The sequence below is a fragment of the Undibacterium sp. CCC3.4 genome, assembly GCF_034347425.1.
In the GTDB taxonomy this organism is placed as follows: domain Bacteria; phylum Pseudomonadota; class Gammaproteobacteria; order Burkholderiales; family Burkholderiaceae_D; genus Undibacterium.
The window spans coordinates 465261-491388 of record NZ_CP133779.1 but is presented as its reverse complement, the minus strand read 5'-3'; the positions used below and the strand labels follow the sequence as shown (position 1 = coordinate 491388).

Annotated in this window: 28 protein-coding genes; 15 read left to right on the top strand and 13 right to left on the bottom strand. The window is 54.1% G+C overall.

Translation table 11 applies throughout. The features are described from left to right. Positions 1–46: 46 nt before the first annotated feature. The 6 genes from RHM61_RS02355 to RHM61_RS02330 all read right to left on the bottom strand — a co-directional run bounded on the left by RHM61_RS02355 (position 47) and on the right by RHM61_RS02330 (position 6327). Positions 47–1471, bottom strand: coding sequence for a circularly permuted type 2 ATP-grasp protein (locus RHM61_RS02355; protein WP_322249529.1), 1425 nt, complete (start codon positions 1469–1471; stop codon positions 47–49). 62 nt (positions 1472–1533) lie between these two features. Then, positions 1534–3570, bottom strand: coding sequence for a sodium:solute symporter family protein (locus tag RHM61_RS02350; protein WP_322249528.1), 2037 nt, complete (start codon positions 3568–3570; stop codon positions 1534–1536). Next, complete coding sequence (locus RHM61_RS02345; protein WP_322249527.1) at positions 3570–3824, bottom strand: DUF4212 domain-containing protein; 255 nt, start codon at positions 3822–3824, stop codon at positions 3570–3572. Before RHM61_RS02345 ends, RHM61_RS02350 begins: the two co-directional genes overlap by 1 nt. Next, positions 3825–5342 carry a sensor histidine kinase gene (locus tag RHM61_RS02340; protein WP_322249526.1) on the bottom strand — a complete coding sequence of 506 codons (1518 nt, stop codon included), beginning with the start codon at positions 5340–5342 and terminating at the stop codon, positions 3825–3827. It lies immediately after the preceding gene. After that, positions 5339–6046: a response regulator transcription factor gene (locus RHM61_RS02335; protein WP_322249525.1), complete on the bottom strand. Its 708-nt coding sequence runs from the start codon at positions 6044–6046 to the stop codon at positions 5339–5341. The genes RHM61_RS02340 and RHM61_RS02335 overlap by 4 nt, the downstream gene beginning before the upstream one ends. Further along, the gene (locus RHM61_RS02330; RefSeq protein ID WP_322249524.1) at positions 6031–6327 is read right to left on the bottom strand and encodes a hypothetical protein; all 297 of its coding nucleotides are present in this window, start codon (positions 6325–6327) and stop codon (positions 6031–6033) included. The genes RHM61_RS02335 and RHM61_RS02330 overlap by 16 nt, the downstream gene beginning before the upstream one ends. On the opposite strand from RHM61_RS02330, the gene RHM61_RS02325 reads away from it, so the two are divergent. Further along, on the top strand, positions 6326–6859 hold the full coding sequence (locus tag RHM61_RS02325) for a GNAT family N-acetyltransferase (protein WP_322249522.1): 534 nt from the start codon (positions 6326–6328) through the stop codon (positions 6857–6859). The genes RHM61_RS02330 and RHM61_RS02325 overlap by 2 nt on opposite strands. Positions 6860–6880: 21 nt before the next feature. Here the strand turns inward: RHM61_RS02325 and RHM61_RS02320 are convergent, their stop codons facing one another. The 6 genes from RHM61_RS02320 to RHM61_RS02295 all read right to left on the bottom strand — a co-directional run bounded on the left by RHM61_RS02320 (position 6881) and on the right by RHM61_RS02295 (position 11942). Next, entirely contained in the window at positions 6881–8110 is a 1230-nt protein-coding gene (locus tag RHM61_RS02320) for an AGE family epimerase/isomerase (protein WP_322249521.1), read from the bottom strand. A gap of 101 nt (positions 8111–8211) precedes the next feature. After that, positions 8212–8925 (bottom strand): hypothetical protein, encoded by a 714-nt coding sequence (locus RHM61_RS02315; protein WP_322249520.1) that lies wholly within the window; start codon positions 8923–8925, stop codon positions 8212–8214. 100 nt (positions 8926–9025) lie between these two features. Continuing rightward, a complete protein-coding gene (locus RHM61_RS02310; RefSeq protein WP_322249519.1) occupies positions 9026–9274 on the bottom strand; it encodes a DUF3297 family protein in 249 nt (82 codons plus the stop codon). Between the two features lie 70 nt (positions 9275–9344). Next, positions 9345–9728 (bottom strand): DUF779 domain-containing protein, encoded by a 384-nt coding sequence (locus tag RHM61_RS02305; RefSeq protein WP_322249518.1) that lies wholly within the window; start codon positions 9726–9728, stop codon positions 9345–9347. A 75-nt stretch (positions 9729–9803) separates the two neighbouring features. After that, positions 9804–11324 (bottom strand): aldehyde dehydrogenase, encoded by a 1521-nt coding sequence (gene adh / locus RHM61_RS02300; protein WP_322249517.1) that lies wholly within the window; start codon positions 11322–11324, stop codon positions 9804–9806. A gap of 195 nt (positions 11325–11519) precedes the next feature. Further along, positions 11520–11942, bottom strand: coding sequence for a type II toxin-antitoxin system VapC family toxin (locus tag RHM61_RS02295; RefSeq protein WP_322249516.1), 423 nt, complete (start codon positions 11940–11942; stop codon positions 11520–11522). Positions 11943–12399: 457 nt separating this feature from the next. On the opposite strand from RHM61_RS02295, the gene recA reads away from it, so the two are divergent. From recA to RHM61_RS02235, 12 genes are all read left to right on the top strand, one after another. Beyond that, complete coding sequence (recA, locus tag RHM61_RS02290) at positions 12400–13458, top strand: recombinase RecA (RefSeq protein ID WP_322249515.1); 1059 nt, start codon at positions 12400–12402, stop codon at positions 13456–13458. A gap of 105 nt (positions 13459–13563) precedes the next feature. Beyond that, positions 13564–14019 (top strand): recombination regulator RecX, encoded by a 456-nt coding sequence (recX, locus tag RHM61_RS02285; RefSeq protein ID WP_322249514.1) that lies wholly within the window; start codon positions 13564–13566, stop codon positions 14017–14019. Between the two features lie 173 nt (positions 14020–14192). Further along, positions 14193–14783, top strand: a complete 591-nt coding sequence (locus RHM61_RS02280; RefSeq protein ID WP_322251025.1) for a DUF2889 domain-containing protein — start codon at positions 14193–14195, stop codon at positions 14781–14783. 46 nt (positions 14784–14829) lie between these two features. After that, positions 14830–15999, top strand: coding sequence for an ADP-forming succinate--CoA ligase subunit beta (gene sucC / locus RHM61_RS02275; RefSeq protein ID WP_322249513.1), 1170 nt, complete (start codon positions 14830–14832; stop codon positions 15997–15999). 18 nt (positions 16000–16017) lie between these two features. Further along, entirely contained in the window at positions 16018–16899 is an 882-nt protein-coding gene (gene sucD, locus RHM61_RS02270) for a succinate--CoA ligase subunit alpha (RefSeq protein WP_322249512.1), read from the top strand. A gap of 157 nt (positions 16900–17056) precedes the next feature. Further along, positions 17057–17863 (top strand): Stp1/IreP family PP2C-type Ser/Thr phosphatase, encoded by an 807-nt coding sequence (locus RHM61_RS02265; RefSeq protein ID WP_322249511.1) that lies wholly within the window; start codon positions 17057–17059, stop codon positions 17861–17863. A gap of 28 nt (positions 17864–17891) precedes the next feature. Next, the gene (locus tag RHM61_RS02260; RefSeq protein WP_322249510.1) at positions 17892–18491 is read left to right on the top strand and encodes an FHA domain-containing protein; all 600 of its coding nucleotides are present in this window, start codon (positions 17892–17894) and stop codon (positions 18489–18491) included. Positions 18492–18737: 246 nt separating this feature from the next. Continuing rightward, the gene (locus RHM61_RS02255; protein ID WP_322249509.1) at positions 18738–19163 is read left to right on the top strand and encodes a pilin; all 426 of its coding nucleotides are present in this window, start codon (positions 18738–18740) and stop codon (positions 19161–19163) included. A gap of 656 nt (positions 19164–19819) precedes the next feature. After that, the gene (locus tag RHM61_RS02250) at positions 19820–20257 is read left to right on the top strand and encodes a pilin (RefSeq protein WP_322249508.1); all 438 of its coding nucleotides are present in this window, start codon (positions 19820–19822) and stop codon (positions 20255–20257) included. Between the two features lie 225 nt (positions 20258–20482). Further along, positions 20483–20914 carry a pilin gene (locus RHM61_RS02245; RefSeq protein WP_416200208.1) on the top strand — a complete coding sequence of 144 codons (432 nt, stop codon included), beginning with the start codon at positions 20483–20485 and terminating at the stop codon, positions 20912–20914. Positions 20915–21060: 146 nt separating this feature from the next. Continuing rightward, the gene (gene tfpZ / locus RHM61_RS02240; RefSeq protein WP_322249507.1) at positions 21061–21816 is read left to right on the top strand and encodes a TfpX/TfpZ family type IV pilin accessory protein; all 756 of its coding nucleotides are present in this window, start codon (positions 21061–21063) and stop codon (positions 21814–21816) included. A 9-nt stretch (positions 21817–21825) separates the two neighbouring features. Continuing rightward, the gene (locus tag RHM61_RS02235) at positions 21826–23562 is read left to right on the top strand and encodes a PglL family O-oligosaccharyltransferase (RefSeq protein ID WP_322249506.1); all 1737 of its coding nucleotides are present in this window, start codon (positions 21826–21828) and stop codon (positions 23560–23562) included. A gap of 21 nt (positions 23563–23583) precedes the next feature. Here the strand turns inward: RHM61_RS02235 and moaC are convergent, their stop codons facing one another. Continuing rightward, on the bottom strand, positions 23584–24087 hold the full coding sequence (gene moaC / locus RHM61_RS02230; RefSeq protein ID WP_322249505.1) for a cyclic pyranopterin monophosphate synthase MoaC: 504 nt from the start codon (positions 24085–24087) through the stop codon (positions 23584–23586). Positions 24088–24151: 64 nt separating this feature from the next. On the opposite strand from moaC, the gene RHM61_RS02225 reads away from it, so the two are divergent. Next, positions 24152–25735, top strand: coding sequence for a M48 family metallopeptidase (locus RHM61_RS02225; protein ID WP_322249504.1), 1584 nt, complete (start codon positions 24152–24154; stop codon positions 25733–25735). Positions 25736–25780: 45 nt separating this feature from the next. Continuing rightward, positions 25781–26083 carry a hypothetical protein gene (locus tag RHM61_RS02220; RefSeq protein WP_322249503.1) on the top strand — a complete coding sequence of 101 codons (303 nt, stop codon included), beginning with the start codon at positions 25781–25783 and terminating at the stop codon, positions 26081–26083. The last annotated feature ends 45 nt before the right edge of the window (positions 26084–26128 follow it).

Sequence of the window (26128 nt, the reverse complement as noted above, 5' to 3'; positions counted from 1 at the left end):
CGACCGCGCAGAGCGGAAAAAAATCAGCTTATTTTTCTGTGTGCGCTTACTCTTGCAGCACCCAGGTGTCTTTGGTGCCGCCGCCTTGCGACGAGTTCACCACCAGCGAGCCTTCCTCCAGTGCCACCCTGGTCAAACCGCCCGGCACCATGGAAATGGTTTTGCCGGATAAGACGAAGGGACGCAAATCGAGGTGGCGGGGTGCGATGCCTTGCTCGACGAAGGTCGGGCAGGACGACAGTGCCAAGGTCGGCTGAGAGATATAGCCATCCGGCTTGGCCAGCAGACGCTGGCGGAAATCTTCAATCTGTTGCTTGCTTGAGGCCGGGCCGACCAGCATGCCGTAACCACCGGCACCATGCACCTCTTTCACCACCAGTTCGGATAAGTGGGCCAGGGTATAGGCCAAGTCTTCCGGCTTGCGGCATTGATAGGTTGGCACGTTATTGAGTATCGGCTGCTCTGTCAGATAAAACTTGATCATGTCCGGCACATACGGATAGATCGATTTGTCATCGGCCACGCCGGTGCCTATGGCATTGGCCAGCGTGACGCGGCCGGCTCGATACACCGATAACAGGCCCGGCACGCCGAGTGAGGAGTCGGGGCGGAACGCCAGCGGATCGAGAAAATCATCATCGACCCGGCGATAGATGACATCGACGCGTTTGGGGCCGCGCGTGGTGCGCATATAAACGGCATTCTCGTTGACGAACAAGTCCTGCCCTTCCACCAACTCCACCCCCATTTGTTGCGCCAAGAAGGCATGCTCGAAGTAGGCCGAGTTATACATTCCCGGCGTCATCACCACCACGGTCGGATTATCGACGCCGATCGGTGCGACCGAACGCAAATTGTCGAGCAACATATCGGGATAATGATCGACCGGTGCGATTTTATTATTGGCGAATAACTCAGGGAACAGCCGCATCATCATCCTGCGGTCTTCCAACATGTATGACACGCCTGAAGGAACACGCAAATTATCTTCCAGCACATAGAACTCACCGGCACCGGCGCGCACGATGTCGACCCCGGCGATATGTGCGTAAATATCAGAGGCCACTGAAATACCCTGCATTTCCGGGCGATACTGGGCATTTTTATAGATTTGTTCGGGTGGAATCAAACCGGCTTTGATGATGTTTTGATCGTGATAGATATCATGAATGAACATATTGAGCGCTTGTACACGCTGTACCAAACCAGCTTGTAACTGTTGCCATTCCTGGGCTGGAATGATGCGCGGAATGATATCAAAGGGAATCAAGCGTTCGGTGCCGGCGTCATCGCCGTAGACGGCGAAGGTAATCCCGACGCGGCGAAAGGTCAGATCGGCTTCAGCGCGTTTGGCCTGCAGACGCTCCGGGCTTTGCTGCTTGAGCCAGTTACAGAATGGGCGATAATGTTCGCGGGTTGCATCGGCAGTGCCGACTGCTTGGGCAGTCATTTCGTTGAAAAATTTTTCCATATCAATTTCCGCGAGTTCGGGTAAGTATTACTGTATCAAGAAGCGTGCCAGCAGTCGCACGATCAGGGGGCGCGAATATAGTCAATCAGCTCGAGCGTGCGTTGGTCGGGCGCGGGTGTCCACAGACTCACTAGCAACATGCACAGAAAACCGGCCGGGACACCGAACACGCCGGCCGAAATTGGTGCGATATGCCACCACTGGTTGTTGATGCTGCCGCCGAACCAAGGGTGAGTGATGAGCATGTAAAGTACACAGACCGAAAATCCGCTGATGATGCCGGCGATTGCACCTTGATGGTTCGCGCGCTTCCAAAAAATGCCCAATACCAGTGCGGGAAACAGCGCCGAGGCGGCGACCGAAAAAGCGGCACCGACCAAGGACAGGATGTCGGCCGGTTTGAGCGAGGCGACATAGGCGGCGAAGAGGGCGACGACGAGCAGAAACAACTTGGAAATCGTCACCCGTTTTTGCGTCGAGGCGCTCGGATCGATGATTTTGTAATAAATATCGTGCGACAGGGAATTTGAAATCGTCAGCAGCAAACCATCGGCGGTCGACAGCGCCGCCGCCAAGCCACCGGCCGCTACCAATCCCGACACCACATAGGGCAGACCGGCAATCTCGGGCATGGCCAGCACGATGATGTCGCCGTCGATGATAATTTCCGACAACTGAACGATGCCGTCATGATTGACATCGATGATACTCACCAAAGGATTGATCTTGTCGATGTTGGCCCAGTAAGTAACCCAAGACGGCAGTTTGGAAAATTCACTGCCGACCAAGGAAGTGTAGATATCATATTTAACCAAGATAGCCAGCGCCGGAATCGTCAGGTAGAGCAACATGATGAAGAACAGCGACCAAAACACCGAATCGCGACTCTCGCTCACCGAGGGCGTGGTGTAATAACGCGTGAGTACATGGGGCAAGGCGGCTGTGCCCATCATCAGACATAACACCAGAGCCATGAAATTATTCCGGCGGATATCTGATTCTGCCGCGCTTTTGGCCGCATACGGGGTGTATTGTGAAAAGCCCGGTTCGGCTTTGGCCAAGTAAGACTGCCGGATCTCATTCCAACGCAGCCGTGCCAACTCCGGCGAGCTGGGATAATCAGCCAACAGGCGGCTGGCATTCTTCACTGCGATCAGGTTGCCGCTACCCGATTTCAAACGTTCGAGTTCGCCTTCCAATTCTTCGCGGCCGCTGCCCCAAGACGCCGGCAAGGCCAAAATTTTTGTTTGCAAGGCATCGGCGCGCTGGCGGTAAATCGCTCGTACCTGCTGTTCTTTCGGGTCGGCGGCGAAGCGTTTTTCGATTTCCACCAGCTTCGGCAAGAAGGCACCATAAGATAACTGCGGTACCGGATTGTCGCTCAATTTGGCCGCCAGCCAGCCAACCGGAATCATGAAAGCGATCAAGATGATGATGTATTGCGCCACCTGGGTCCAGGTGATGGCGCGCATGCCGCCCAAAAACGAGCATACCAAAATGCTGGCTAAGCCGAGAAAAATGCCGACGGAAAAATCAACGCCGGTAAACCGTGAGGTGATCAAGCCGACACCGTAAATTTGCGCCACCACATAGATGAAAGAAATGAACACCGTCGCCAGTACCGCCAGTATCCGCACCAAGTTGGTATTGTCAGGTCCGGCGAATCGGCTGCCGAGAAAATCGGCAATCGTGTACTGGCCGAATTTGCGAATGTAAGGTGCGATCAACATCGCCACCAAACAAAATCCGCCGGTCCAGCCGACGATATAAGCCAGACCATCAAAGCCTTGCAAATACAAACCGCCAGCCAGACTGAGGAAGCTCGCCGCCGACATCCAGTCGGCGGCGGTGGCCATGCCGTTGAAGACGGCCGGCACGCGTCGCCCGGCGACATAATACTCACTGATATCGGCGGTGCGACAGAGTACCCCTATGCCGGCGTAAATGACTATCGTCACGAACATGAACAAATAGCCGATCCAAGCGCGCGGCATACCTTCTTTTTCGAGTATCGCCAAGCTGATGAGGACGATGAAAAACAATAAGGTGTACCAGAGGTAATACAGCCGCAGTTTTTGCGTGAATTTTTTTTGTGACATCAATGCTGGCCTTTGCGACGAGTAATCCAGTGCATGCCTAGTGAATATACCGCCAGCAGCAGCACATAGCTGAGCGTGAGACCTTGTGCGGCCATGTAAAACGACAAGGGCCAGCCGAAGCAAGTGATGTCTGCCAACTCACGGGCAAAAAACAGGCAGCCGAAAGTGAGCCCCAGCCAGCACAGCAGCAGGATGCTGGTCAGGCGTTTGGTACGACGCCAGTAATGTGGCGCTGCAGCAGCAAGAAAGCGCATTCAGCTACTCCGTTCAGAAGCATCCTCAAACGGCTTGAGGGGAAAGGCGATACGAAAGGTACAGCCGGGGAAGTCGCTATCTTGGTGGTTCGGGTTATCGCTGATTACTATGTGGGCCGCATGCTGCTGCACGATTTCCCGCACGATCGCCAAACCCAAGCCGCTGCCTTGAACATTGCTGCCGAGGATGCGGTAAAAACGTTGGAATACCCGTTCGCGTTCGGCCTCGACGATGCCGGGGCCATTGTCTTCCACTTCCAACAGCGCCAAGGCTTGCTCTTCATTGAGCGCCACACGGACCGTGACGCTGTGTCCCGAGGGCGTGTAGCGAATCGCATTGTCGATTAAATTGCTGAGCATTTCGCGCAGCATCACCGGATAGGCGAACAGATTGATGGCGAAATCCGGTTGCTCGAAGCCGAGGTCGATTTTTTTGGCAAACGAGGCGGGAATCCAATCGCGCACCGTATGCATGGCCAGTTCGTTGAGATTGATCAGTTCGCGAGCTTGGCTGGCACTGCTCTGATTCTCAGCTCTGGCCATGGTGAGCAACTGGTTGATGAGGCGGGTAGCGGCTTCGGAACTGGTCGATAACTGCAGCAGTGAGCGGTGGATTTCTGCTTGGTCAGTTTGACGCAAGGCCAGTTCGGATTGCATGCGCATACCGGCTAATGGGGTTTTCATCTGATGTGCGGCATCGGCGATGAAACGTTTTTGACTATCTATGGTCAGGGCCACGCGGGCCAGCATATCATTCAAGGAGGTCACCAGCGGGGTGATTTCTTCCGGCACCGAACGGGCATCGATGGGGCTTAAATCATCGGGCCGGCGCAAGCGTATGCGCTGCTGTAATTCGGCCAAGGGTGACAGACCGCGGCTGAGCGCAAACCACACCAAGGCCAAGGCGACCGGTAAAATAATGAATTGTGGCAGTACTACCCCCTTGATGATTTCATTCGCCAAGACTGCACGCTTTTCCAGCGTTTCACCGACTTGTATCAGAATTTGCTGCGACTCGTGGGTGGCACCGATACGCCGTTCGACATAGGCATACGCGACCCGCAGGTCGATGCCGTGCAGGTTGAAAGTGCGCAGTTGTATGCCGCCGTTGGCCGGCTTGTCTTCCTCATCCGGCAGCGGAATTTCCTTGTCGCCGTCGATAATAGTGCCGTTACTGCGCAGCTGAAAAAACAGATTATCGAGATCGTCGGCGCGTAAAATATCACGTGCAATTTTATTCAGCGGCCCGATTGTGAGCGACTCGCTGGCTTTGACCTGTTGTGACAGCACCAAGACTTTATCTTCAAGGGCGCGGTCGAACGGTTGATTGGCGATGGATTTGGCAACCAGATAGGTAATGGCGATGCTCATCGGCCAGAGCAATAACAAGGGTGCCAGCATCCAGTCGAGAATTTCGCCGAACAAAGAACGCTGGATTTTTTCTTCCGGCGGCTGCAGCAAAATGTTCTCGACGCCAGCGACGCCAGCAGCCGGATCAACGCTGGGCGGCAGCTTCATGGTTGATCGATATCGATCACGCTGCTGCGCGGGGCGACGAAATATTTTTCCAAACAATATCCGAGGCCGCGTACCGTGGCGATGCGCACGCCATCGATTTCTATTTTTTTACGCAAGCGATGCACATACACTTCGATGGCATTATTGCTGACTTCTTCACCCCATTCACACAAGTGGTCGACCAACTGATCCTTGGAAACCAGACGCCCGGTGCGTTGTAACAGCACCTCAAGTAAACCGAGCTCACGCGCCGATAAATCGAGCATCTGTTCATGGATGTAAGCGATACGGCCAACCTGATCATAACTGAGCGGACCATGCTTGATCACGGTTGGCCCACCGCCGGCACCGCGCCGCGTGAGCGCGCGCACGCGTGCTTCCAACTCCGACAGCGCGAATGGTTTGGCCATGTAATCGTCGGCCCCGAGATCGAGGCCCTTGACGCGCTGCTCGACCGAATCGGCCGCCGTCAATATCAGTACCGGTAAGTGCGAGTTACGCGCACGCAGGCGGCGCAAGACTTCCAAGCCGCTCAGTCTGGGCAAGCCGAGATCGAGAATGAGTAAATCAAAGTCTTGCGTCGTCAAGGCGGTATCGGCTTCTTCGCCGTTATTGACGCAATCGGTGGCATAGCCGGATTGGCGCAGCGAGCGGGTCAGGCCGTCGGCCAAAACGCTGTCATCTTCTGCTAGCAGGATACGCATGGTGATTTCAATGGTGAAGTTGTCTCATAATCAGGAATAGAATTGATCGCCTGCAACAGTGTGTGCATAGCGCTTTTTATGCTTTTCCTGAACGGTATTTTATTTGTTACACTATGCACTTGCCTAAGCTTATGCTTATTCTTATCATCGCTCAACTGTATACCAATTTGACCTTGAATTCGCTGAAAAATTTTGCTCGTGCACATTACTGCAGCCAAGTTTTGACGCAGATCATCAGCATCGCCAGCCGCGCCGATTTTTTTATCCGTGAGTGTCGCCATGTCCCAACATACCAATAACAGCGCAAACAAGCACATCAAGCCGCTCCTGCAGCTTGGTGGCAGCGCCAGTGCCGAGCAAATTGCCGATTTTTTCTGTGCCAACGCCCAGGCTGACTATATCTCGCATGCCGAATTACAGGGTGGGCGGGCGCTCGCCCCCGGCGTGTGGCAGCCGAATTTGCGCGCCTTGCTGATTGAGGAAGTGCGACAAATAGCTGCTCAAAGGCAACAGCAAGATTTTTCCGCCGAAGTGGTCTGTGCCCACTGCGGCACGGAACTGGCTGGGATTGCTTTTTTAAGTTACGGCGGCAGCACGCGAGCTTACGCCGTGCTCGATGATTTTCTCATTGCGCCGCAGTGGCGTGGACTAGGCGTGGCGCAGCAATTTCTCGAGGCGCTGGCGGCACGTCTGGCCGCTGAGGGGCGTACCCGCGTGTTCCTCGAAAGCGGAATAGGCAATCATCAGGCGCATCGGTTTTTTGAGCGCCAGGGTTTTCATGTTACTTCGCAAGTCATGATGCGCGAGTTGTGAGCGAGCTTGGCAGGGTAAAGCTCAGTCCGACCGCTGGTTTGCTTGCTTCATGGCATCAAGTACTTCATAACACGCCCCCATGGTGTGGTAATCGACCTTGCCCGCCGGGCTTTTGTGGCTGGAGAGTTTGCGGTTGTCGGCGCTGAGTACGCGGTACCAAGCACCATGCCGGTGATCAACAAAATGCTGCCAGCTATAGGCCCAGATTTTGTCATACCAATCCCAGTAATGGGCGTGGCCGCTACGTATCGCCAGCAGAGCGGCGGCGGCAAAACTTTCGGCTTGTACCCAGAAATATTTATCGCCATCACAAATTGCCCCGGCCGGATCGAAGCCGTAATGAATACCTAGGTGTTGCCGGTCCCAGGCCATCTCGAGCGCGGTATCAAACAAGGCCATCGCGCGTGGCAGCAGCCAGTCGCCGCGGCCGTCGAGCGCATCACGATGGCGCTCGAGTATCAACAAGAGTTTGGCCCATTCGGTCAGATGGCCCGGTTGGAATCCCCAGGGGCGAAACAGATTGGCGCGGTCATCGCGGTTGTAATCCCAGTCTATGCTCCAATCGGCATGATAGTGTTCCCAGATCAAACCAGCGGCCAAGTCGGCTTGGCGATTGACGATGTGCTCGGCCAGCAGTTCGGCCCGCAGCAGATAGCGGCGCTCGCCGCTGGCTTGATACGCGGCCAGCATGGCTTCGCAGGCGTGCATATTCGCATTCTGGCCGCGGTAGGGCGCGCGCTGCGACCAGTCGGCCTTGCACTGATCGGCATACAAGCCGTACTCGGCTTGCCAAAAATGCTGCTCCATCAGATCGAAGCTTTCATCCATCCACTGCTGCGCTTCAGCCACGCCGGCCATCAGCGCATGCGCATAAGCGAGCAATACAAAGGCCAGACCATAGCAGTGGTTGTCGTCGTCGATGACGGTTTTTTCAGAATTCTCCCAACGTAATTCCCAGGCATAGGCACCACTATCTGGATGGCGATGCACGTCGCGCAAGAAGCGCAGCCCATGCATGAGCTTGGCGTGATCGCTGCTGCGACCGAAGTGACGACATGCCATCGCATAATTGAAGATGAAGCGCGTGCTGCTGACCAAGTGACGGGTGTGGCGGTCATAGACTTGGCCATCATCTTGGAAAAAGTGATAAAAACCGCCGCTAGGGTCGACACAATGCGGTTCGTAAAAATCCAAGGTGCTTTGGATATGTGCCGTGAGCATGTGCGGCGAACGAAAGTCAGGTAAGTTCATGTGGAATAAGCAGCGAAAGCGATACGCCCATTCTACCTAATTTAACCCGCGATGGAATCGCGCCCATGCGTGAATAACTGGCGCAGGCAAGGGTGGCGCGCCTATTTACCCAATAAATCGAGCGAGCGTTGCCACGCATATTGCCAAGGATGCAGCAAGACCTGATCTTCAAAGCGGCGCGACAACTGCCCCAGCGGTACCCGGTAGACTTCATTGAAGCCGAGTGCCAAGGTCACCGGTGACCATTCGATTTTCTTTTTCCCTTTGCGGGTACTGGCTTTGATGCGTGCACCTTCATCGCCGAAAATACCGCCGCCGGCATCGAGCGCTTGCGCCAAATCGATTTTCAGCAAACCGGCAAACACCGACAACACTTCGGCGCGCAGCAAGCCATGCTGGGTTTCAGTCACGCTGACGGCCACCGGCGCAGCAGCAGCGGCCAGCGCTGCTTGCCATTGCTTGTGCAAGCGCTGCAAGTCCGACTTTTGAAAACGCAGCTCATGCAAGGCACGCCGCCAGCCCGGGGGCGGTAAACTGACGACCAGTTTGTCGCTATCCTTGGTCATGGTGATTTGTACATCCGCCGCACCACTGGCCAAGTGGGTGATATCGTCGAGGAAAAAAATCGGTGCCGCATAGCCGCCATTGGCGTCGCCGAATAAGGCCGCATGCGCACTGTCGTAATCGAGCCAAACATAGGGCGTGAGCTGATGCTCGAGCAAGCGCGCCAAATTCCATGGCGTACCGGTTTGTTGCGTGAGCCAGGCGCAGGCTTGCTCCGTGGTCGCGCGAAACGCGAGTTCTGGTGTGGTCATGGGATCTTTATCGAACAAGGGAGGAGCTGCGGTGCCGGGCACCGCGAGAGCAGGGGAAACAGCGGCATACAGATCGGCCGCCTACAATGACAGTCGGCGATCAGCGGTAGAACGCTTCGACTTTACCTTTTAATTTGATCGACATCGGTTGGCCTTTACGGTCCAGCGCTTTACCGCCGGACACTTTGATCCAGCCTTCGCTGATGCAATATTCATCGACGTCGAGACGTTCTTTATCATTGAAACGGATACCGACATCATGTTCGAAGATGGCGCGCACATGGTGGGGGCTGCGTGGGTCGATCGACAGGCGGTCGGGCAAGGGGGGGAGTGTAGAGATATCGGTCATGGGCCTGATTATCGCCCAGAATGCGCGGCCCGACAAGCTGGCAAGCCGATGTCCTTGCTGCAGTCCATGCCTATCGACACGCCGCCAGCCAAGCCGGGTCTTGACTCAGTTCGTCCAGTTCGGCTTGCTCAAACACCCTTGAGCGGGTATGAAAGGCCTTCCCTTCCGGACCTTCGAGCGACAAGGTGCCGCCGTAACCATCGATGACATCGATGATCAATTGCGTGTGTTTCCAATGCTGATATTGTGAAATACCGATGTGAAACGATACGCCGCCTATCTCGCCGAGATAAACATCGCCGGCACCGATGGTCAATTCCCCTGGCAAATAGCAATTGGCCGCGCTGTTATCGCAGCAGCCACCGGACTGATGAAACATCAGCGCCCCGTGTTTCTGCTGCAAGAAAGCGATCAGCTCCAAGGCCGCTGGTGTCGCAATGACTTTGTCAACCATCCTCTGCTCCCAAAAAAAAGCAGGGACAAGTGGTGTCCCCGCAAAACTAAAACAGCATCTATAGCGGCGATGGAATCAGAAGAAGCCGAGCTTGTTTTCGCTGTAGCTGACCAAAAGATTCTTAGTTTGCTGGTAATGATCTAACATCATCTTATGGGTTTCGCGACCGATACCTGATTCCTTGTAACCGCCGAAGGTGGCATGCGCCGGATAAGCATGGTAGCAGTTGGTCCAGACGCGGCCGGCTTTAATGCCGCGGCCCATACGATAAGCAACATTGCCATCGCGGCTCCAGACGCCGGCACCGAGGCCGTAAGGCGTATCGTTGGCAATCGCCAGCGCATCGGCTTCATCTTTGAAGGTGGTCACGGCCAGTACCGGGCCGAAAATCTCTTCTTGGAAAATACGCATCTTATTATGACCTTTGAACATGGTCGGCTGGATGTAATAGCCTTGTTCCAGTTCTCCACTCATCTGCGCGCGTGCGCCGCCGACCAGTAGTTCGGCACCTTCTTGTAGGCCGAGGTCGAGATACGACATGATCTTGGTCATTTGCTCTTTCGAGGCTTGCGCTCCGAGCATGGTATCGGTATCGAGTGGGTTACCCTGCTTGATCGCACGTACGCGCGGCAAAGCACGTTCCATGAATTCATCGTAAATCGATTCGTGTATCAGTGCGCGCGATGGGCTGGTGCACACCTCGCCTTGGTTGAAAGCGAACAGTACCAAGCCTTCGATGGCTTTATCAAAAAACGCATCATCTTTTTGCGCGACGTCGGCAAAAAATACATTCGGTGATTTTCCGCCCAATTCCAGCGTCGCCGGAATCAGATTATTGGCCGCGGCCTGAGCGATCATACGTCCGGTCGAGGTCGAACCGGTGAAGGCAATCTTGGCGATACGGCGGCTGGTTGCCAAGGGCATGCCGGCTTCGCGCCCGTAGCCATTGACGATATTGAGCACACCCGGTGGCAGCAAATCGGCGATCAATTCGGCCATGATCAAGATACTGATCGGTGTCGATTCGGCTGGTTTGAGCACCACGCAGTTACCGGCACCGATGGCGGGGGCCAGCTTCCAAGCGGCCATCAGAATCGGAAAATTCCATGGAATGATTTGACCGACCACCCCGAGCGGCTCATGGAAGTGATACGCCACGGTGTTTTCATCGAGATCGCTCAAACCGCCTTCTTGGGCGCGCACACAGCCGGCGAAGTAGCGGAAGTGATCGATGGTCAGCGGAATATCGGCATTGAGTGTTTCGCGTATCGGTTTGCCATTGTCGATGGTCTCGGCATAGGCCAGCAGTTCCAAATTGGCTTCGAGACGATCGGCAATTTTCAACAATATATTCGACCGTTCGGCGGCCGAAGTCCGGCCCCACTTATCGGCGGCGGCATGGGCAGCGTCGAGAGCGAGTTCAATATCTTCCGCACCGGAACGGGCGGCCTGCGTGAACACCAAGCCAGTGATCGGGGTGACCACGTCAAAATACACACCCTTGACCGGGGCGACCCATTTGCCGCCGATGAAATTGTCGTACTTGCTTTTGAATTGAACTTTAGCGCCAGCAGCGCCCGGTGCAGCATAAATCATTGTCGTCTCCAGATGGTTATCAGATAGGGAATGCGAACTGTCCTGCACGTTGCTTTGACGCACAATGCATGCCACTCGTTATCCTGGAGTTAAGTCTCTGATTTATATGCGTTTATTCTGTGATGCTCGGGCGCTTGCGAATGGAACAACTGTACCAAGACAGAACAGTGTTACGCAGCTTGGAGCAGGCAGGGGTCAATCAGACACAAACGGATTGATCACGGTCACGCCAGTGCCGGCGCAATCCGCAACATTGCGCGTAACGAGATCCATGCCATAGACGAGCGCAATCGCGGCAATCTGTTTGTCGACCGGATGTTGTTTATGTTTAGCCATCAATTGCCCCCATAACTGAGCGCAGTCAAGGTCAAATGGAAAAATCCGTTGGGCATAGTCGCGCAGGATGTGACTGAGCCATTGGTCTACTACACCGGCTTGATAGCAATCGCCACGCTTAGAAATGTTTACGATGCCGGCACGAATTTCACCGATGGTGTGTACGGATAAATACACCGTCTCGGGATCGACCTCACGCCAAAATTGTTTCAGGCCGGCATTGGCTTTATTGCCCTTGCGGTGTTCGCTGATGACATTCGTATCGACTAAAAAGCGAGTCATTTGGCTAATTCGTAATTTCATTTCGGCAATTAAAATCAGCATCTATCCCTACATCTGGCATCGTGCGCAGTACTTCGGCGAAGGGGCGGCGTAACGGGTCTGGCGAAATCGCGGAATGTTCGGCTTCGCGACTGCGACCATGTGCCGCGCCGCATTGTTTTAAAGCTAAAGCGATGCAGCTTTTGATATGTTTGAACAAGAGAGTTGTGCTCATTGCATCCTCGCGAAATTGACCGCAATAGGAAAACTTTACCGCTGTGTCGATGATTTTTCAAGCATCGTCTATGCAAGGCCTGCGCGCTGACAGAACTGTTGGTAAGATAGTCAGTCTGGGTGGAATTCGCACAGTTTGTAAAAGTCGCTTGCATAAATCACTGTTTTTTTATACAGTACTGCAAAACGCGGAAAAACATCTCTGTGTTGTTTTCCACCGGCTGCTTATTGAATGAAAGAATGTATGGACGATAAGAAATCTGACAACAGCTCAGAAAAGAGCAAGGCGCTGGCCGCAGCGCTGGCACAAATCGAGAAGCAATTCGGCAAGGGTTCCGTCATGCGCATGGCTGATGGTGCCGTGGTGGAAGAAATTCAAGTGGTTTCGACCGGTTCACTCGGCCTCGATATCGCGCTTGGCGTCGGTGGTTTGCCACGCGGCCGAGTTGTTGAAATTTACGGTCCGGAATCATCGGGTAAAACGACCTTGACCCTGCAAGCTATTGCAGAAATGCAGAAAATCGGCGGCACTTGCGCCTTTATCGATGCCGAACATGCGCTTGATGTCGGTTATGCGCAAAAGCTTGGCGTCAATCTCAATGAATTACTGATTTCGCAACCAGATACTGGCGAACAGGCATTGGAAATCACTGACGCCCTGGTACGCTCGGGCAGTGTTGATCTGATCGTCATCGATTCGGTCGCCGCGCTCACGCCGCGTGCTGAAATCGAAGGCGATATGGGTGATTCCTTGCCGGGTCTGCAAGCGCGTCTGATGTCGCAAGCGCTGCGCAAGCTGACAGGCAGTATCAAACGTACTAATACTTTGGTGATTTTCATTAACCAAATCCGTATGAAAATCGGCGTCATGTTCGGCAGCCCGGAAACCACCACCGGCGGCAATGCGCTCAAGTTCTACGCTTCGGTGCGCCTCGATATCCGTCGTACCGGTTCGATCAAATCGGGCGATGAAGTGATTGGCAATGAAACCAAGGTGAAAGTCGTCAAAAATAAAGTCGCGCCACCATTTAAAGAAGCGCATTTCGATATTCTTTATGGGGAAGGCACTTCACGCGAAGGTGAAATCCTCGATCTCGGGGCCGATGCGAAAATCATCGAAAAAGCTGGTGCATGGTATAGCTATAATGGCGAACGCATCGGTCAGGGTAAAGATAATGCACGTAATTTCCTCAGAGAACGTCCAGCATTGGCGTATGAAATTGAAAACAAAGTCCGCGCCCATTTGAACGTACCTTTGTTGCCACCGCCTTTGCAAACGGCAGCGCCTGTCGCAGCGGCGTAAGCTAAGCTAAGCTAAGCTAAGCTAAGTTAATTTGATTTGAAAGTTTTGGCCGGCAATTCCACTTCGATCGGGATTGTCGGCCTTTTTATTGGCAAGCAGTAATTAATGAAACCAACACTGAGTCTCAAGGGCCGCGCTTTACGCTATTTGTCTATGCGCGAGCATAGCCGCAGCGAATTGCGACGTAAATTATCGCCCCATGCGGCCGATGCCGAAGAACTCGACATGGTGCTGAACTGGCTGGCTGCGGCCGATTTCATGTCGGATCAACGGTTTTCTGATTCCTTGGTGAACCGACGCTCTGCACGCTATGGCAATTATCGCATTCTCGCCGAGTTGCAGACCCATGCGCTGGAGGGCGAAGACTTGGCGCGAATACGCGAACAATTGAGTGAGGGTGAGGGCGCGCGCGCTATTTCTGTCTTGCACAGGAAATTTCCTGCCGCGCCGCTCGATCAGAACGAGCGCATGCGGCATAGCCGCTTCCTGCAGCAGCGTGGTTTTTCCGGCAAAGCGGTACAACTGGCCATGCGTGCGCCGCGCGACGAAGATGATCAATAATGCTACATCCGCGGCTGGAAATGTAAAAAAAGCCGACAGGCAGTGAGTTCCCCAGCCAGCTGTGCTAGAATTCTGAGGTTTTTTGCAAGGCCGCAAGAGCGGCTGTTATCGTAGAAACTGCGATGACGACGCGCAATGTGGCTCCTTATAGTGATAGCCGCCAGCAAGGCATGATGCCCTTTCTACCATCAACATCTCCACGCACGTTGAAACATACGCGTGCCATCAGTATAGCTGCGTACGCTCGCGACGACGGCTTGTGGGATCTTGACGCCCATATTACCGACCATAAAACCCGCGATATCGCGCTCGCCTCGGGCGTGCGGCCATGTGGCGAAGCCTTGCATGATTTACATCTGCGCGTCACCATCGATGTGCAATTCAATGTCGTCGATGCCGCCGCCGTTTCGGTCGCAGTGCCGTATCCCGGCTTTTGCGAAGCGATTACGCCTGATTATAAAAAGCTCATCGGTCTGAATTTACTGCAGCAATTCCGCCACGGCGTGCGCTTGCACTTGGGTGGCATACTCGGCTGCACCCATTTGACGGAATTGGCGCAAATTTTGCCGACGGCCGCGGTGCAAGCCTTCGCCGGTGAGGTTCTGGCCACCCGCGACAGCGCCAGCGATGCAGCCGATGGCAGCGATGCGGTGCGACCGTTTCAATTACAACGTTGTCATTCGCTGCGCCTCGATGGTCCAGCCGTTGTTCAATATTACCCGCGTTGGGCCAGCAGCACGCCCGATGCAAAATCACCCAGCTAGTTTGTTTGTTTAATTATTTATACCTCAGTGTCTGAAGGGAAGTCGTATGAAAATCCATGAGTATCAGGGTAAAGAAATCCTCCGTCAATTCGGAGTGACAGTACCGCGCGGTATCCCATGCTTGTCCGTTGATGAAGCTGTCAAGGCAGCGGAAACCCTGGGCGGACCAGTCTGGGTCGTGAAAGCGCAAATTCATGCAGGCGGTCGCGGTAAAGGCGGCGGCGTGAAAGTAGCGAAGTCACTGGAACAAGTACGCGAATACGCCGAAGCGATTCTCGGCATGCAACTGGTAACGCACCAGACTAGCCCGGAAGGTCAGAAAGTACGTCGCTTGCTGATCGAAGAAGGTGCCGATATTGCTAAAGAATTGTATGTCAGTATGGTCACCGACCGGATCAGCCAACGCGTGGTCTTGATGGCTTCGAGCGAAGGCGGCATGGACATTGAAGAAGTGGCAGAATCCCACCCGGAACTGTTGCACTCGGTAGCGATTGATCCAACAGCTGGCTTGCAAGATGCTGAAGCCGACGATATCTCGCGCAAAATCGGTGTGCCTGAAGGCTCGATCGCGGACGCCCGCGTACAGTTGCAAGGTTTGTACAAAGCTTTCATGGCGACCGATTGCTCGCTGGCTGAGATCAATCCTTTGATCTTGACCGGTTCCGGTAAAGTCATCGCTCTTGATGCGAAATTCAATTTCGATGCCAACGCCTTGTTCCGTCAACCGGAAATCGTCGCTTACCGCGATCTGGATGAAGAAGATCCGGCCGAAATCGAAGCCTCTAAATTTGACCTCGCCTATATTTCCCTCGACGGTAATATCGGTTGCCTGGTCAATGGTGCTGGTCTGGCCATGGCGACGATGGATACCATCAAATTGTTCGGCGGCGAACCAGCCAACTTCCTCGACGTAGGTGGTGGTGCGACGGCAGAAAAAGTGACAGAAGCCTTCAAGATCATGTTGAAAAACCCAGGTCTGAAAGCGATCTTGGTCAATATTTTCGGTGGCATCATGCGTTGTGACGTGATCGCCGAAGGCGTGATCACGGCGTCCAAAGCTGTGTCCTTGCAAGTACCGCTGGTAGTACGCATGAAGGGCACCAACGAAGACATCGGCAAGAAAATGCTGGCCGATTCCGGCTTGCCTATCATCGCCGCTGACACGATGGAAGAAGCCGCACAAAAGGTTGTCGCTGCTGCTGCTGCTCACGCTTAATATTTGCTAGGAAATAAAATGTCCATCCTGATTAATAAAGATACAAAAGTCATCACCCAGGGTATCACTGGCAAAACCGGCCAGTTCCATACCCGCATGTGTCGCGAATACGCGAACGGCCAAAACTGTTTCGTTGCTGGTGTTAATCCTAAGAAAGCCGGCGAAGATTTCGAAGGCATTCCTATTTTTGCCAACGTATCGGAAGCCAAAGCCGCCACCGGTGCTACCGTTTCGGTGATCTACGTGCCGCCAGCCGGTGCCGCTGCCGCCATCTGGGAAGCGGTTGAAGCCGACCTTGATTTGGCCATCTGCATTACCGAAGGCATTCCTGTGCGCGACATGATGATGCTCAAAGACCGTATGGCTAAGTCTGGTAGCAAAACTATGCTGCTCGGCCCGAACTGCCCAGGTTTGATCACACCCGATGAAATCAAGATCGGTATCATGCCAGGTCATATCCACCGCAAGGGTCGTATCGGCGTGGTTTCGCGCTCCGGTACTTTGACTTACGAAGCAGTCGGTCAATTGACCGCACTCGGTCTGGGTCAATCGTCGGCAGTCGGTATCGGCGGCGATCCTATCAATGGTTTGAAACACATTGATATCATGCGCATGTTTAATGATGATCCTGATACCGATGCGGTTATCATGATCGGTGAAATCGGCGGTCCGGATGAAGCCAATGCATCGTACTGGGTACGCGACAACATGAAAAAACCAGTGGTCGGCTTCATCGCCGGTGTCACTGCGCCTCCGGGCAAACGCATGGGTCATGCCGGTGCCTTGATTTCCGGTGGTGCAGATACGGCGCAAGCCAAGCTCGACATCATGGAAGAATGCGGCATCAAAGCAACTAAAAACCCGTCGGAAATGGCGCGTTTGTTGAAAGCTATGCTGTAATAATGTTACTGTGCAAGTGAAAAAGCCGCGCTGGTCGCGGCTTTTTTGTTAGTATCGATGTTCGCTATGGCACACTGTCCAATGCCATTTGATTCCGATACGATGTAAAACAATAAAAACATTATTCTGCTAACAGCAAGCGCCCTGTAACTGACCTATGTCATCTCAGCAAGTATTACAATTCGCAGCGCTGTCTGATACTGGGCGCGTGCGCGAGCATAATGAAGACGCCATCATCGTCTGTGCCGATTACGGCTGCGCCGTGCTGGCCGATGGTATGGGCGGGTATCGCGCCGGCGAAGTCGCCAGCGCCATGAGTGCGCGCCTGATCACTGATTACTTATGTGCGCGCTTGGCTGGTTTGTGGTCGCTGCGGATAGGCTGGCCCGATCGCACGCTGGCCCGTTGGATGCTCGAAGCGGTGGAATTGGCGAATCGCTGCGTACTGCAAGCGTCGCAAACCGATGCGGCTTGCCAAGGCATGGGTACGACCGTGGTCACGGCCTGCTTTTCCTATGATAAATTACTGCTCGCTCATGTCGGTGATTCACGCGCCTATCGGTATCGCGCCGCTGCGCTGACGCGGCTCACCCATGATCATTCGGTATTGCAGGAGCAAATCGATGCCGGCCTCATCAGTGAAGCCGATGCGCGTTTTTCTTCGATCAAAAATCTTATTACCCGTGCCGTCGGCACACAAGATGACATCGACGTGGAAATCACGGTGCATGCGGTACAGGCCGATGATCTCTACCTCTTGTGTTCGGATGGCTTGACCGATATGCTGACGCCCGATGAGATCGCTGCCATCCTGCAGCGGCATCAAAACGATTTGACGTGCTGCTGCCGCGTGCTGGTCGATTGTGCCAATGCCGAAGGCGGCAAGGATAATTGTTCCGTCGTGCTGTTCAAAGTAGTCGAGGTCGGGCAGTCATCATGGCTGCGTCGTCTTCTGACCCGATAATTTTTGTGTTTTACATGATGAGAAAACTATGGCGAAAATTATCGTCACCTTCAATGGTTTGATACAGCAGGAAGTGAATATCACCAAGTCGCGGATGACCGTCGGGCGTCGCCCCGGCAATGATATCGTGATCGACCATCTGACCGTCAGTGGCCAGCATGCCGCCATCGATACCGCCTCAAGCGGCTCGTTTGTGCTCGATCTCGGCAGCACCAATGGCACCATGGTCAACAGCCAGCCGGTGAAAAAGCATTTGTTGCAGCATGATGATGTGATCGACATCGGCAAGTACAAATTGCGCTTTCAGGTGGAAAAAAATGCGCAAATTACCGCCATCCATCCGGCCGCTGGTGCCGTCAAACCTTCCCAGCAAGCCAAGGTGCGCGTGATGAACGGCCCCAATGCCGGCAAGGAATTAAGTGTCAGCAAGCCCGTCACCACGATCGGCAGCCCGGGCACGCAAGTGATGGCCATTACGCGCCAAGCCGAGCAATACATGTTGCGCCACGTCGAAGGTAAGCAATACCCTAAGCTCAATGGCGTCTTGATCGGTGAGCAAGCACAAGCGCTCAAGCAGGGCGATATTATTGATTTGATTGGTACACACATGCAGTTTGTGTTGGTCTAGGGAAGCGCAGATTTAATCCAAGCGGTTTGCCCGCCGCCACTGAGGCGCACTGCTGCGTTGCCTTCTGCTGTCAATAGCTCGCTATTGACAGCAGAAGACGCCTTGCATTGCATCCTCATTGGCAACGGTCAATTCCACTGCGATTAAATCTGCGCTTCCCTAGGGAAGCGCGAGAAGACGATTTTTTGATTTTTTTCAAACTCAGTGTGCTGAGTGTTGTGGTCTACTTCATGAATGAAGAACGCCATGAACAGAATCGAGCAAGGCTTCACGCTCATAGAGCTGATGATCGTTATTGCCATTATCGGCATCTTGGCTGCGTTCGCCTTGCCGGCGTACCGAACGTATACCGTGCGCGCACGCGTGGCCGAAGTACTCGGCCTGACTGCCGGGTTTATCCCTACCGTGACAGAAAATCTGTCGAGTAATAATGGTAGCGGACCCGGCTCTTGCCTTGGTGTCAGCAACATCACTACGCCAACAGTCAATACCAGCTCGGTCAGCTGTGACGACGCAACGGGGGTATTGACCGGTACTGGTACATCCAAAGCGGCTTTCATCTCTGTCTTGCTGTCCCCGACTTACAGCACCGACAAGCCGGTGGTGTGGACGTGTTCCACGGTCGGTGGCGCGGCTAATTTCCCCTTTGTACCGGCGGAATGTCGGCATTGATTGCGTCCTTCCTGTTATTGCATACCCGCATGCCCCGGCATTTTCATCAAAAATCTGACTAGGGTTTGAAACCCCGGCCTTCAGAGGCTGTCGCAAAAGCCTGATGGACGTTTTTTAAACCTGAAACACCGCATACCTCGTCATTCCTGCATGCCACAGCCTCGTCATTCCCGCATGCTTTTGGCGGGAACCCAGCGTCGTTTTTTACACTGAAAATGCCACAATTTCTGGCATTTTCAGTTAACCACGAACGCCGCTGGGTTCCTGCCAAAAGCGCGCAGGAATGACGTGGCCACCAGTCAGGGTAATGATACCGACTCACTACCCTTTTGCGACAGCCTCTTTTGGCCGGAGAGCGACGAAGGAGCGACGCGATGGAAGGGAATGCAAACCCCTTCCAGAGTCTTTTCCATCGTCGCTTGCGACGATCCATTAAGTTGTTCAAAAGAACTACATTTTTCTCGGCCGCGGCTATTTCGGACGCGGGCGGCTGACGAAAATTGTCATTGCGTTGACGCATATTGTTAATTTTTCGGACGGTGAATCGCCTTGATTGCGTGCAAACGGGCAAAACAGCCTTGTTTCTAGATGGCATGTTGTTTGCTTCTAAGCATATGTGGTTTGCCCATTTATTGTTTACCTTCCGGAGAGTTCAAATGAAATCGATGAATATGATGAAAAAAGTACAGCAAGGCTTCACCCTGATCGAATTGATGATTGTTGTTGCAATTATCGGTATCTTGGCTGCGGTTGCTTTGCCTGCGTACCAAGATTACACAGTGCGCGCCCGCGTTGCTGAGGTGTTGGGCTTGATGGAAGGCTTCAAGCCTACGGTCGTTGAAAACTTGTCTAACAACAATGGTTCGGGCGCTGGTACTTGTACTGGTATTTCTGGTGTGACAACAGCGACAGTCAATACTTCCTCAGTTACTTGTGTTGATACAACAGGCGTTCTGACAGGTGTCGGTACATCGAAAGCTAACAATGTGTCGTTGTCGCTGACTCCATCATACTCGGCTGGTGCGCCAGTCACTTGGGCTTGTACTACAGCAGCAGCGAATTTCCGTTTCGTTCCTTCGGAATGCCGTCATTAATTTGAGCGTCACTGTTTGATGAAGCCCCCCCCGCAATGGCGGGGTTTTTTTATTCGACTGTGCTTGCTTTCAGCACAGTGCCCGGCCTGTCGATGTTGAAAAGCTATGGAAGGGGTTGGTATTCCCTATTCCCTCATCAGGTTTGAATTCCCCCGGCTTCAACTCAGGGTATTCAAGCTCCACACCGCCCCACAGGACGGGGTTTCAAACCAAAGTGAGTTAGCGATGAATAGGATGAAAAAACTACAGCAAGGCTTCACGCTGATTGAATTGATGATCGTTGTCGCGATTATCGGTATCTTGGCCGCGGTTGCTTTGCCTGCCTACCAAGATTACACCGTCCGCGCCCGCATTGCTGAGGTATTGGGTTTGATGGAAGGCTTTAAGCCGACTATCGTGGAAAACTTGTCCAACAACAATGGTTCCGGTGCCGGTACTTGCAGTGGTGTTCTCGGTGTGACAACGGCGACAGTCAATACGTCGTCGATTACTTGCGTTGATGCAACTGGTGTACTGACAGGTGTCGGTACTACGAAAGCTAACGGTGTGAGCTTGTCCTTGACGCCACGATATTCAACTGGCGGCCCAGTGACTTGGGCTTGTACTACCGCAGCAGCAGCGAACTACCGTTTCGTTCCTTCGGAATGCCGTCATTAATTTGAGCGTCGCTGTTGGATGAAAACCCCGCCGGCAAGGTCGGGGTTTTTTTTGCTGTTGCGTTGGCTTTCGGTACAGTGCCTGAGCAAGTTCGACGGGTTTATCGCTATAATTGTCGCATCGCCATTTTTTGATCGTTTGCGCTCATGAAAAAGCCAAATAACCGCTTTTTTGCTGCCTTTTACCATCTTTTACTTTCCGCATTGCTTATCGGCAGCGTCGCCACGATCATACTGTTGGTCTGGTATCCGTGGCCCTTCAGCCAGATCTCAGGCGGGCTGCATTTGCTCGCCTTGGTCGCCAGTGTCGACATCGTGCTTGGCCCTTTGCTGACGCTGGTGATCTACGATATTCGCAAGCCGCAACGCCAACTGCGGCGCGATATATTGTTGATACTGTTAATACAATGTGCTGGTTTGGCGTATGGCTTGGTGTCGGTGTATTTGGCGCGGCCGGTGGTGGTAGCCTTCGATGGCTTGCAATTTAAAACCGTGGCGGCAGTCGATGTGGCTGAGGCGGAGTTAGCGCAAGCTTTAGCGCCATTTCAAGCTTTGCCTTTGAATGGTCCGCGTTTTGTCGGTCTGCGTGCGGCCAGTAATGCAGAAAAATTTGATGTCTTTGCCCAGGCTTTGGCGGGGCGAGACAGCAGTGCGCGGCCGCTGTTTTGGCAAAGCTATGCTGCCAGCAAAACGGCAGTGCTGGCGGCCGCCAAGCCCTTGAGCAGCTTGTACCAAAAGTATCCCGATTCGCGCGCTGAAATCGCGCGCGCCATTACCGCCAGCGGTCGGGCGTCAGCACAGTTGGTATATTTGCCCATCGTCGCCAAAGATGGCAGTTGGACCGTCCTGCTTGACGCCGACAGCGCCATGCCCTTGGCCTATGTTGAGAAAGATGGTTTTTAATTTCCTATGTTGAGTTGTCCTCCTCTTGCCCCCGCGCTTAGTCTCAAGCGCTCGGCCTTGTACTGGCCTTTGCTCGCTTGTGGCTTGGCTTTGATGGTCGCGTTTCTGCTGCCGTATCATATCCACCCATTGCGGGTGTTTTATCACGATGCCGCCGCCGTGATCGGGCTTTTATTGTGCTTGGCAGGCTTGATGCGCGTAGCGACGCCGCGACTGCGCTTGCCCGGCGTTGCGCTGGCACCGTTGGCCGTGATGGCGCTCATTCTGTTGCAATACGCGCTGGGTTTGATACCGATCGCGGCCGATATCGTCTTACCGCTGATGTATCTGTTGCTCTGCGCAGTGGCCTTGTGTGTCGGTGCTCAACTGACAGTCGAGCACGAGCAAGCGGTGTGCCTGTTACTGGCGCCGGTATTTCTGCTGGCCGGCAGTATCTCGGTGTGTATGCAATATACGCAAATGCTGGGCGTGACGGCGGCACCGTGGGTGATGAGCATGGCGCATTCGAGTCAGATCAATCTGCGCCCGTATGCCAATGTGGCACAACCGAATCAACTGGCCTTGTTATTGTGTTTTGCCTTGGCTGGGCTGGCATTTTTGTTTGAGCAAGCGCGTGTCGGGCGGCGTGCCGCAGTGGCGCTGGTCTTGCTGCTTTTGAGTGGTTTGGTGCTCACGCAGTCGCGCATAGGCTGGATCATCGTGCCAGCCTTCGCCGCCTGTTTGTGGCGGCCTGTCGCCGGGCAGCGGCGCTGTTCCGTTCTGACTTTGGCAGCCTTGTGTTTGTTCTATGGACTGTTGGTGACGCTCTTGCCGCTAATCAATCAGCTCGCCGGTTTAGCCGGTGGCTCGGTGACCGAACACATAGGAGGGCGCTCGGAGCGACTGAGTTTGTGGGGACAGGCTTGGCACATCGCGGCGGCCCATCCCTGGCTTGGGGCCGGCTGGTTCGGTTTCGGCACCGAACAAGTCAAAGTTGCGGCCGACCTGATGACGGGTACGTATGCCGAACATGCGCATAATCTGATTTTGAATCTGGCGGCCGAACTCGGCTGGCCGGCGGCGGCACTGCTCTGCGCGGCCTTGGTCTATTGGTTGCGTCAAACCTGTTTCTCTGCGCCGCTGTCGGCGGGCGCGCGCATGGCCCTGATGTGTCTGGTCGCGGCGCTGGTACACAGCATGGTGGAATTTCCGCTGTGGTACGCCTACGTGCTGATTCCGGTGGCGCTGCTGATGGGCATGCTGCATCAGCGCCGCTGGCCCAGTCGTGGCCGACGCGTAGCAACTTGCTGGGTGCATGCTGCGGTGGCCTTGGCCTGCTTGGTCTTGGTTGGCGTATGCTGGGATTACCAACGCGTGGTCGCTGGGTTTCGCGTCTTGCGCTGGGATGCCAGCCCGGCTGGCATCAGCAACCCGGCGTTGGTGGCACCGCGGTATACCCTGTTTCCACAATATTTTGCTTACTTCAAGTTGATGCAAATGCCGCTGCATGCCGACATGGCGGCGGCCGATATCGCTTATTTTGAGTATTGGACACCGCGTTTCGGCTTTGTCCACATCCTCAATAAATTAGCCGAGGTGTATGTCTTGAATGGGCAGCCGCAGGCCGCGTTGCGCATGATGCAAACCTTGCAGCGGCTGCATCCGGATGCCTATCCTGAATATTTTGATTATTGGCGCGCGCAGGCGCGGGTTGATACCCGCTATGCCGTGGTGTTACATGGCATGCCACTACGCAGCGCACCCTGAGGGCCGGGCCCAGGCTACGACTCAGTCGATCAAACTGACCCAGTGGCCCGATTTGCCACCTTGTTTTTCGACTACCCGGATATCGCTCATGACCATGCCGCGGTCGACCGCTTTGCACATGTCGTAGATGGTCAACAAGCCGATCTGGACGGCAGTCAGCGCTTCCATTTCCACCCCGGTCTTGCCGACGGTTTCAACTTGGGCCTGGCAATCGATGGCCGCGTTGTCGACGTCTACCGTAAATTCCACCGTGACGCGTGTCAGTGCCAGCGGATGACACAAGGGAATCAGGTCGCTGGTGCGTTTGGCTGCCATGATGGCGGCGATGCGGGCGATGCCGAGCACGTCGCCTTTTTTGGCATTGCCAGCGCTGATGATTTCCAAGGTCGCCGGCAGCATGCGTATGCGTCCGGCGGCGCGGGCAATCCGATGGCTGTCGGGCTTTTCGGCGACATCGACCATATGGGCTTGACCAGTTTGGTCGAAGTGGCTCAGTTGTGGGCTTGGGGCTGGCTCGCTACTCATGGTGTCCTACTCTGTTTATTCGAAAAATTCGGGATATTCCGCCGTAATCGGGCATCATAGCATTATGAAATTGAAAAACCGCTGTTTCTCTCGCTTGTTCACTCCTCTGTTGTCTCGACTGCTGCCACGCAGCGTCGCCGCCGCGCGTTGTCTCACCTTGGTTTGGTCTTGTGGCGCGGCTGCCGTGCTGCTGCCAATTTCGACGGGCGGACAAAATTTACCTACCTTGGGCGACAGCTCGCGCGAAGATTTGTCGCCGCTGATGGAGCGTCGTCTTGGTGAGCAAATTATGAATGCCGTTCGGCGTGATCCCGACTATATTGATGACGGCCCCGTATCGGAATACTTGAATCGGCTCGGTAATGTATTGCTGGCGGCACGCCCCGATGCCCGCGGTGAAAATAATATTGAATTCGAATTTTTTGCCGTGCGTGATCCGGTATTGAATGCCTTTGCCTTTCCGGGTGGCTTCATCGGCATGCATACGGCCTTGATTTTAGCCGCGCAATCGGAGTCGGAACTGGCTTCTGTCATGGGGCATGAAATCGGCCACGTCGCGCAGCGGCATATCGCGCGCATGCTGAGCAGTCAAAAATTCGATTCCTTGATTCCACTGGCCGCCTTGGCCTTGGCCGTACTGGCCGCGCGCACTAATCCCGATGCGGCGATCGCGGTTGCCGCTGGTGGTCAGGGCTTGGCGATTCAGCATCAGTTGAACTTCAGTCGTGATGCCGAACGCGAAGCCGATCGCATCGGCTTCCAAATTTTGCGCGATGCCGGGTTTGATACCGCTGGGATGGTGACATTTTTTGGCCGTTTGCAGGCATCGATGCGTAATTACACCGATAATGCGCCGGCGTATTTGCGCAGCCATCCGCTGACCAGTGAGCGGATCGCCGATATTCAGGCGCGCATGCTCGATCAACGCTATCGCCAGCGCGCCGATGGTTTGGAATTTTTTTTGATGAAGGCGCGCGTGCGTGTGCTGCAGGACGCGAGCGTACAAGGCTTGAGGGATGCCAAGGCATTTTTTGAGGCGCAGTTGAAATCGCGCTTGGCAGAAGATCAAATTGCCGCCAACTATGGCTTGGCATTTGTTGCATTTAAACAAAAAAATTACGTCTCGGCACATAAATTGCTGGAACAAAGCCAAGAACGTATTCAGCAAGCCCCACAGCAGCAGTATATTTTGACGCTCAGCAGTGCGCTGGCGTATTTATCAATTGACATCTTGATAAGCGAGCAGCACTATGATGCGGCCGTCGATGCCGCGGCCAAAGCCATGCGTGACTTGCCGTTGGCGCGCGATATCGTGTATCAATATGCCGATGCGTTGCTGTTGGCTAAGCGTTACGAGGAAGCTGGCGCGTTTTTGCGCGATCAGCTCAGTATGTATCGCAGCGAGGCGCGCCTGCAGCGTGGTTTGGCTAAAGTGTATGCGGCACAGAATAAGCTGGCGGCGCAGCATCTTGCTCTGGCCGAAGCCCATGCGCTCGAGGCCAATTGGAGCTTGGCCTTGCTACAGCTCGATCTGGCGCGCCGTCAAAGCGATGCGCAGTATTATGAGTTGGCGGTGATCGATGCGCGCGAACGCGAATGGAAAGAGCAGCATAAAGAAGAATTGGCAGAAGAAAAAAAACGTAAATAGCAGCGACAACGCTACAGTTAACAGCGCTCATCAGGAGTCAGGGATATGGTATTTAGTTGGTTAAACGCAACAAAAGCAAAACAATTCGGCATCAGCTTGGCGGATTTTTATTTGGAACGCTCGAAAGTCGATGCGCAGGCCAAGAGCAGTAAATTTGTCGAGAAAAAGCAACGTGAGTTGCTGGGCAAGGTACTGCAACAGGTGGTCCAATTCAAGGCCAGTGAAAAACTCAATGTGTATAAGAAAGCCCAACTGGGGAATGTTTTCAAATGGCGTTTGTTGGAAGCTGGGCATGATCGTTTGCACGCTGACGAACTGACCCGGTGGTTGATGCATAATTTAAAATGATGACGGCAGCATGCTGCTGCCTCAACAAGGTGCTGAGCGCCGTTC

Coding starts and splice junctions, on each gene's coding strand:
- recX (WP_322249514.1), top strand. CDS start 13,564: ATGAAACCAACACTGAGTCTCAAGGGCCGCGCTTTACGCTATTTGTCT.
- RHM61_RS02255 (WP_322249509.1), top strand. CDS start 18,738: ATGAACAGAATCGAGCAAGGCTTCACGCTCATAGAGCTGATGATCGTT.
- RHM61_RS02295 (WP_322249516.1), bottom strand. CDS start 11,942: ATGACTCGCTTTTTAGTCGATACGAATGTCATCAGCGAACACCGCAAG.
- RHM61_RS02330 (WP_322249524.1), bottom strand. CDS start 6,327: ATGGCGACACTCACGGATAAAAAAATCGGCGCGGCTGGCGATGCTGAT.
- recA (WP_322249515.1), top strand. CDS start 12,400: ATGGACGATAAGAAATCTGACAACAGCTCAGAAAAGAGCAAGGCGCTG.
- RHM61_RS02305 (WP_322249518.1), bottom strand. CDS start 9,728: ATGGTTGACAAAGTCATTGCGACACCAGCGGCCTTGGAGCTGATCGCT.
- RHM61_RS02260 (WP_322249510.1), top strand. CDS start 17,892: ATGGCGAAAATTATCGTCACCTTCAATGGTTTGATACAGCAGGAAGTG.
- adh (WP_322249517.1), bottom strand. CDS start 11,324: ATGATTTATGCTGCACCGGGCGCTGCTGGCGCTAAAGTTCAATTCAAA.
- RHM61_RS02350 (WP_322249528.1), bottom strand. CDS start 3,570: ATGTCACAAAAAAAATTCACGCAAAAACTGCGGCTGTATTACCTCTGG.
- RHM61_RS02315 (WP_322249520.1), bottom strand. CDS start 8,925: ATGACCACACCAGAACTCGCGTTTCGCGCGACCACGGAGCAAGCCTGC.
- RHM61_RS02345 (WP_322249527.1), bottom strand. CDS start 3,824: ATGCGCTTTCTTGCTGCTGCAGCGCCACATTACTGGCGTCGTACCAAA.
- sucC (WP_322249513.1), top strand. CDS start 14,830: ATGAAAATCCATGAGTATCAGGGTAAAGAAATCCTCCGTCAATTCGGA.
- RHM61_RS02335 (WP_322249525.1), bottom strand. CDS start 6,046: ATGCGTATCCTGCTAGCAGAAGATGACAGCGTTTTGGCCGACGGCCTG.
- moaC (WP_322249505.1), bottom strand. CDS start 24,087: ATGAGTAGCGAGCCAGCCCCAAGCCCACAACTGAGCCACTTCGACCAA.
- sucD (WP_322249512.1), top strand. CDS start 16,018: ATGTCCATCCTGATTAATAAAGATACAAAAGTCATCACCCAGGGTATC.
- tfpZ (WP_322249507.1), top strand. CDS start 21,061: ATGAAAAAGCCAAATAACCGCTTTTTTGCTGCCTTTTACCATCTTTTA.
- RHM61_RS02245 (WP_416200208.1), top strand. CDS start 20,483: ATGAATAGGATGAAAAAACTACAGCAAGGCTTCACGCTGATTGAATTG.
- RHM61_RS02225 (WP_322249504.1), top strand. CDS start 24,152: ATGAAATTGAAAAACCGCTGTTTCTCTCGCTTGTTCACTCCTCTGTTG.
- RHM61_RS02355 (WP_322249529.1), bottom strand. CDS start 1,471: ATGGAAAAATTTTTCAACGAAATGACTGCCCAAGCAGTCGGCACTGCC.
- RHM61_RS02340 (WP_322249526.1), bottom strand. CDS start 5,342: ATGAAGCTGCCGCCCAGCGTTGATCCGGCTGCTGGCGTCGCTGGCGTC.
- RHM61_RS02320 (WP_322249521.1), bottom strand. CDS start 8,110: ATGAACTTACCTGACTTTCGTTCGCCGCACATGCTCACGGCACATATC.
- RHM61_RS02265 (WP_322249511.1), top strand. CDS start 17,057: ATGTCATCTCAGCAAGTATTACAATTCGCAGCGCTGTCTGATACTGGG.
- RHM61_RS02325 (WP_322249522.1), top strand. CDS start 6,326: ATGTCCCAACATACCAATAACAGCGCAAACAAGCACATCAAGCCGCTC.
- RHM61_RS02280 (WP_322251025.1), top strand. CDS start 14,193: ATGCCCTTTCTACCATCAACATCTCCACGCACGTTGAAACATACGCGT.
- RHM61_RS02220 (WP_322249503.1), top strand. CDS start 25,781: ATGGTATTTAGTTGGTTAAACGCAACAAAAGCAAAACAATTCGGCATC.
- RHM61_RS02310 (WP_322249519.1), bottom strand. CDS start 9,274: ATGACCGATATCTCTACACTCCCCCCCTTGCCCGACCGCCTGTCGATC.
- RHM61_RS02250 (WP_322249508.1), top strand. CDS start 19,820: ATGAAATCGATGAATATGATGAAAAAAGTACAGCAAGGCTTCACCCTG.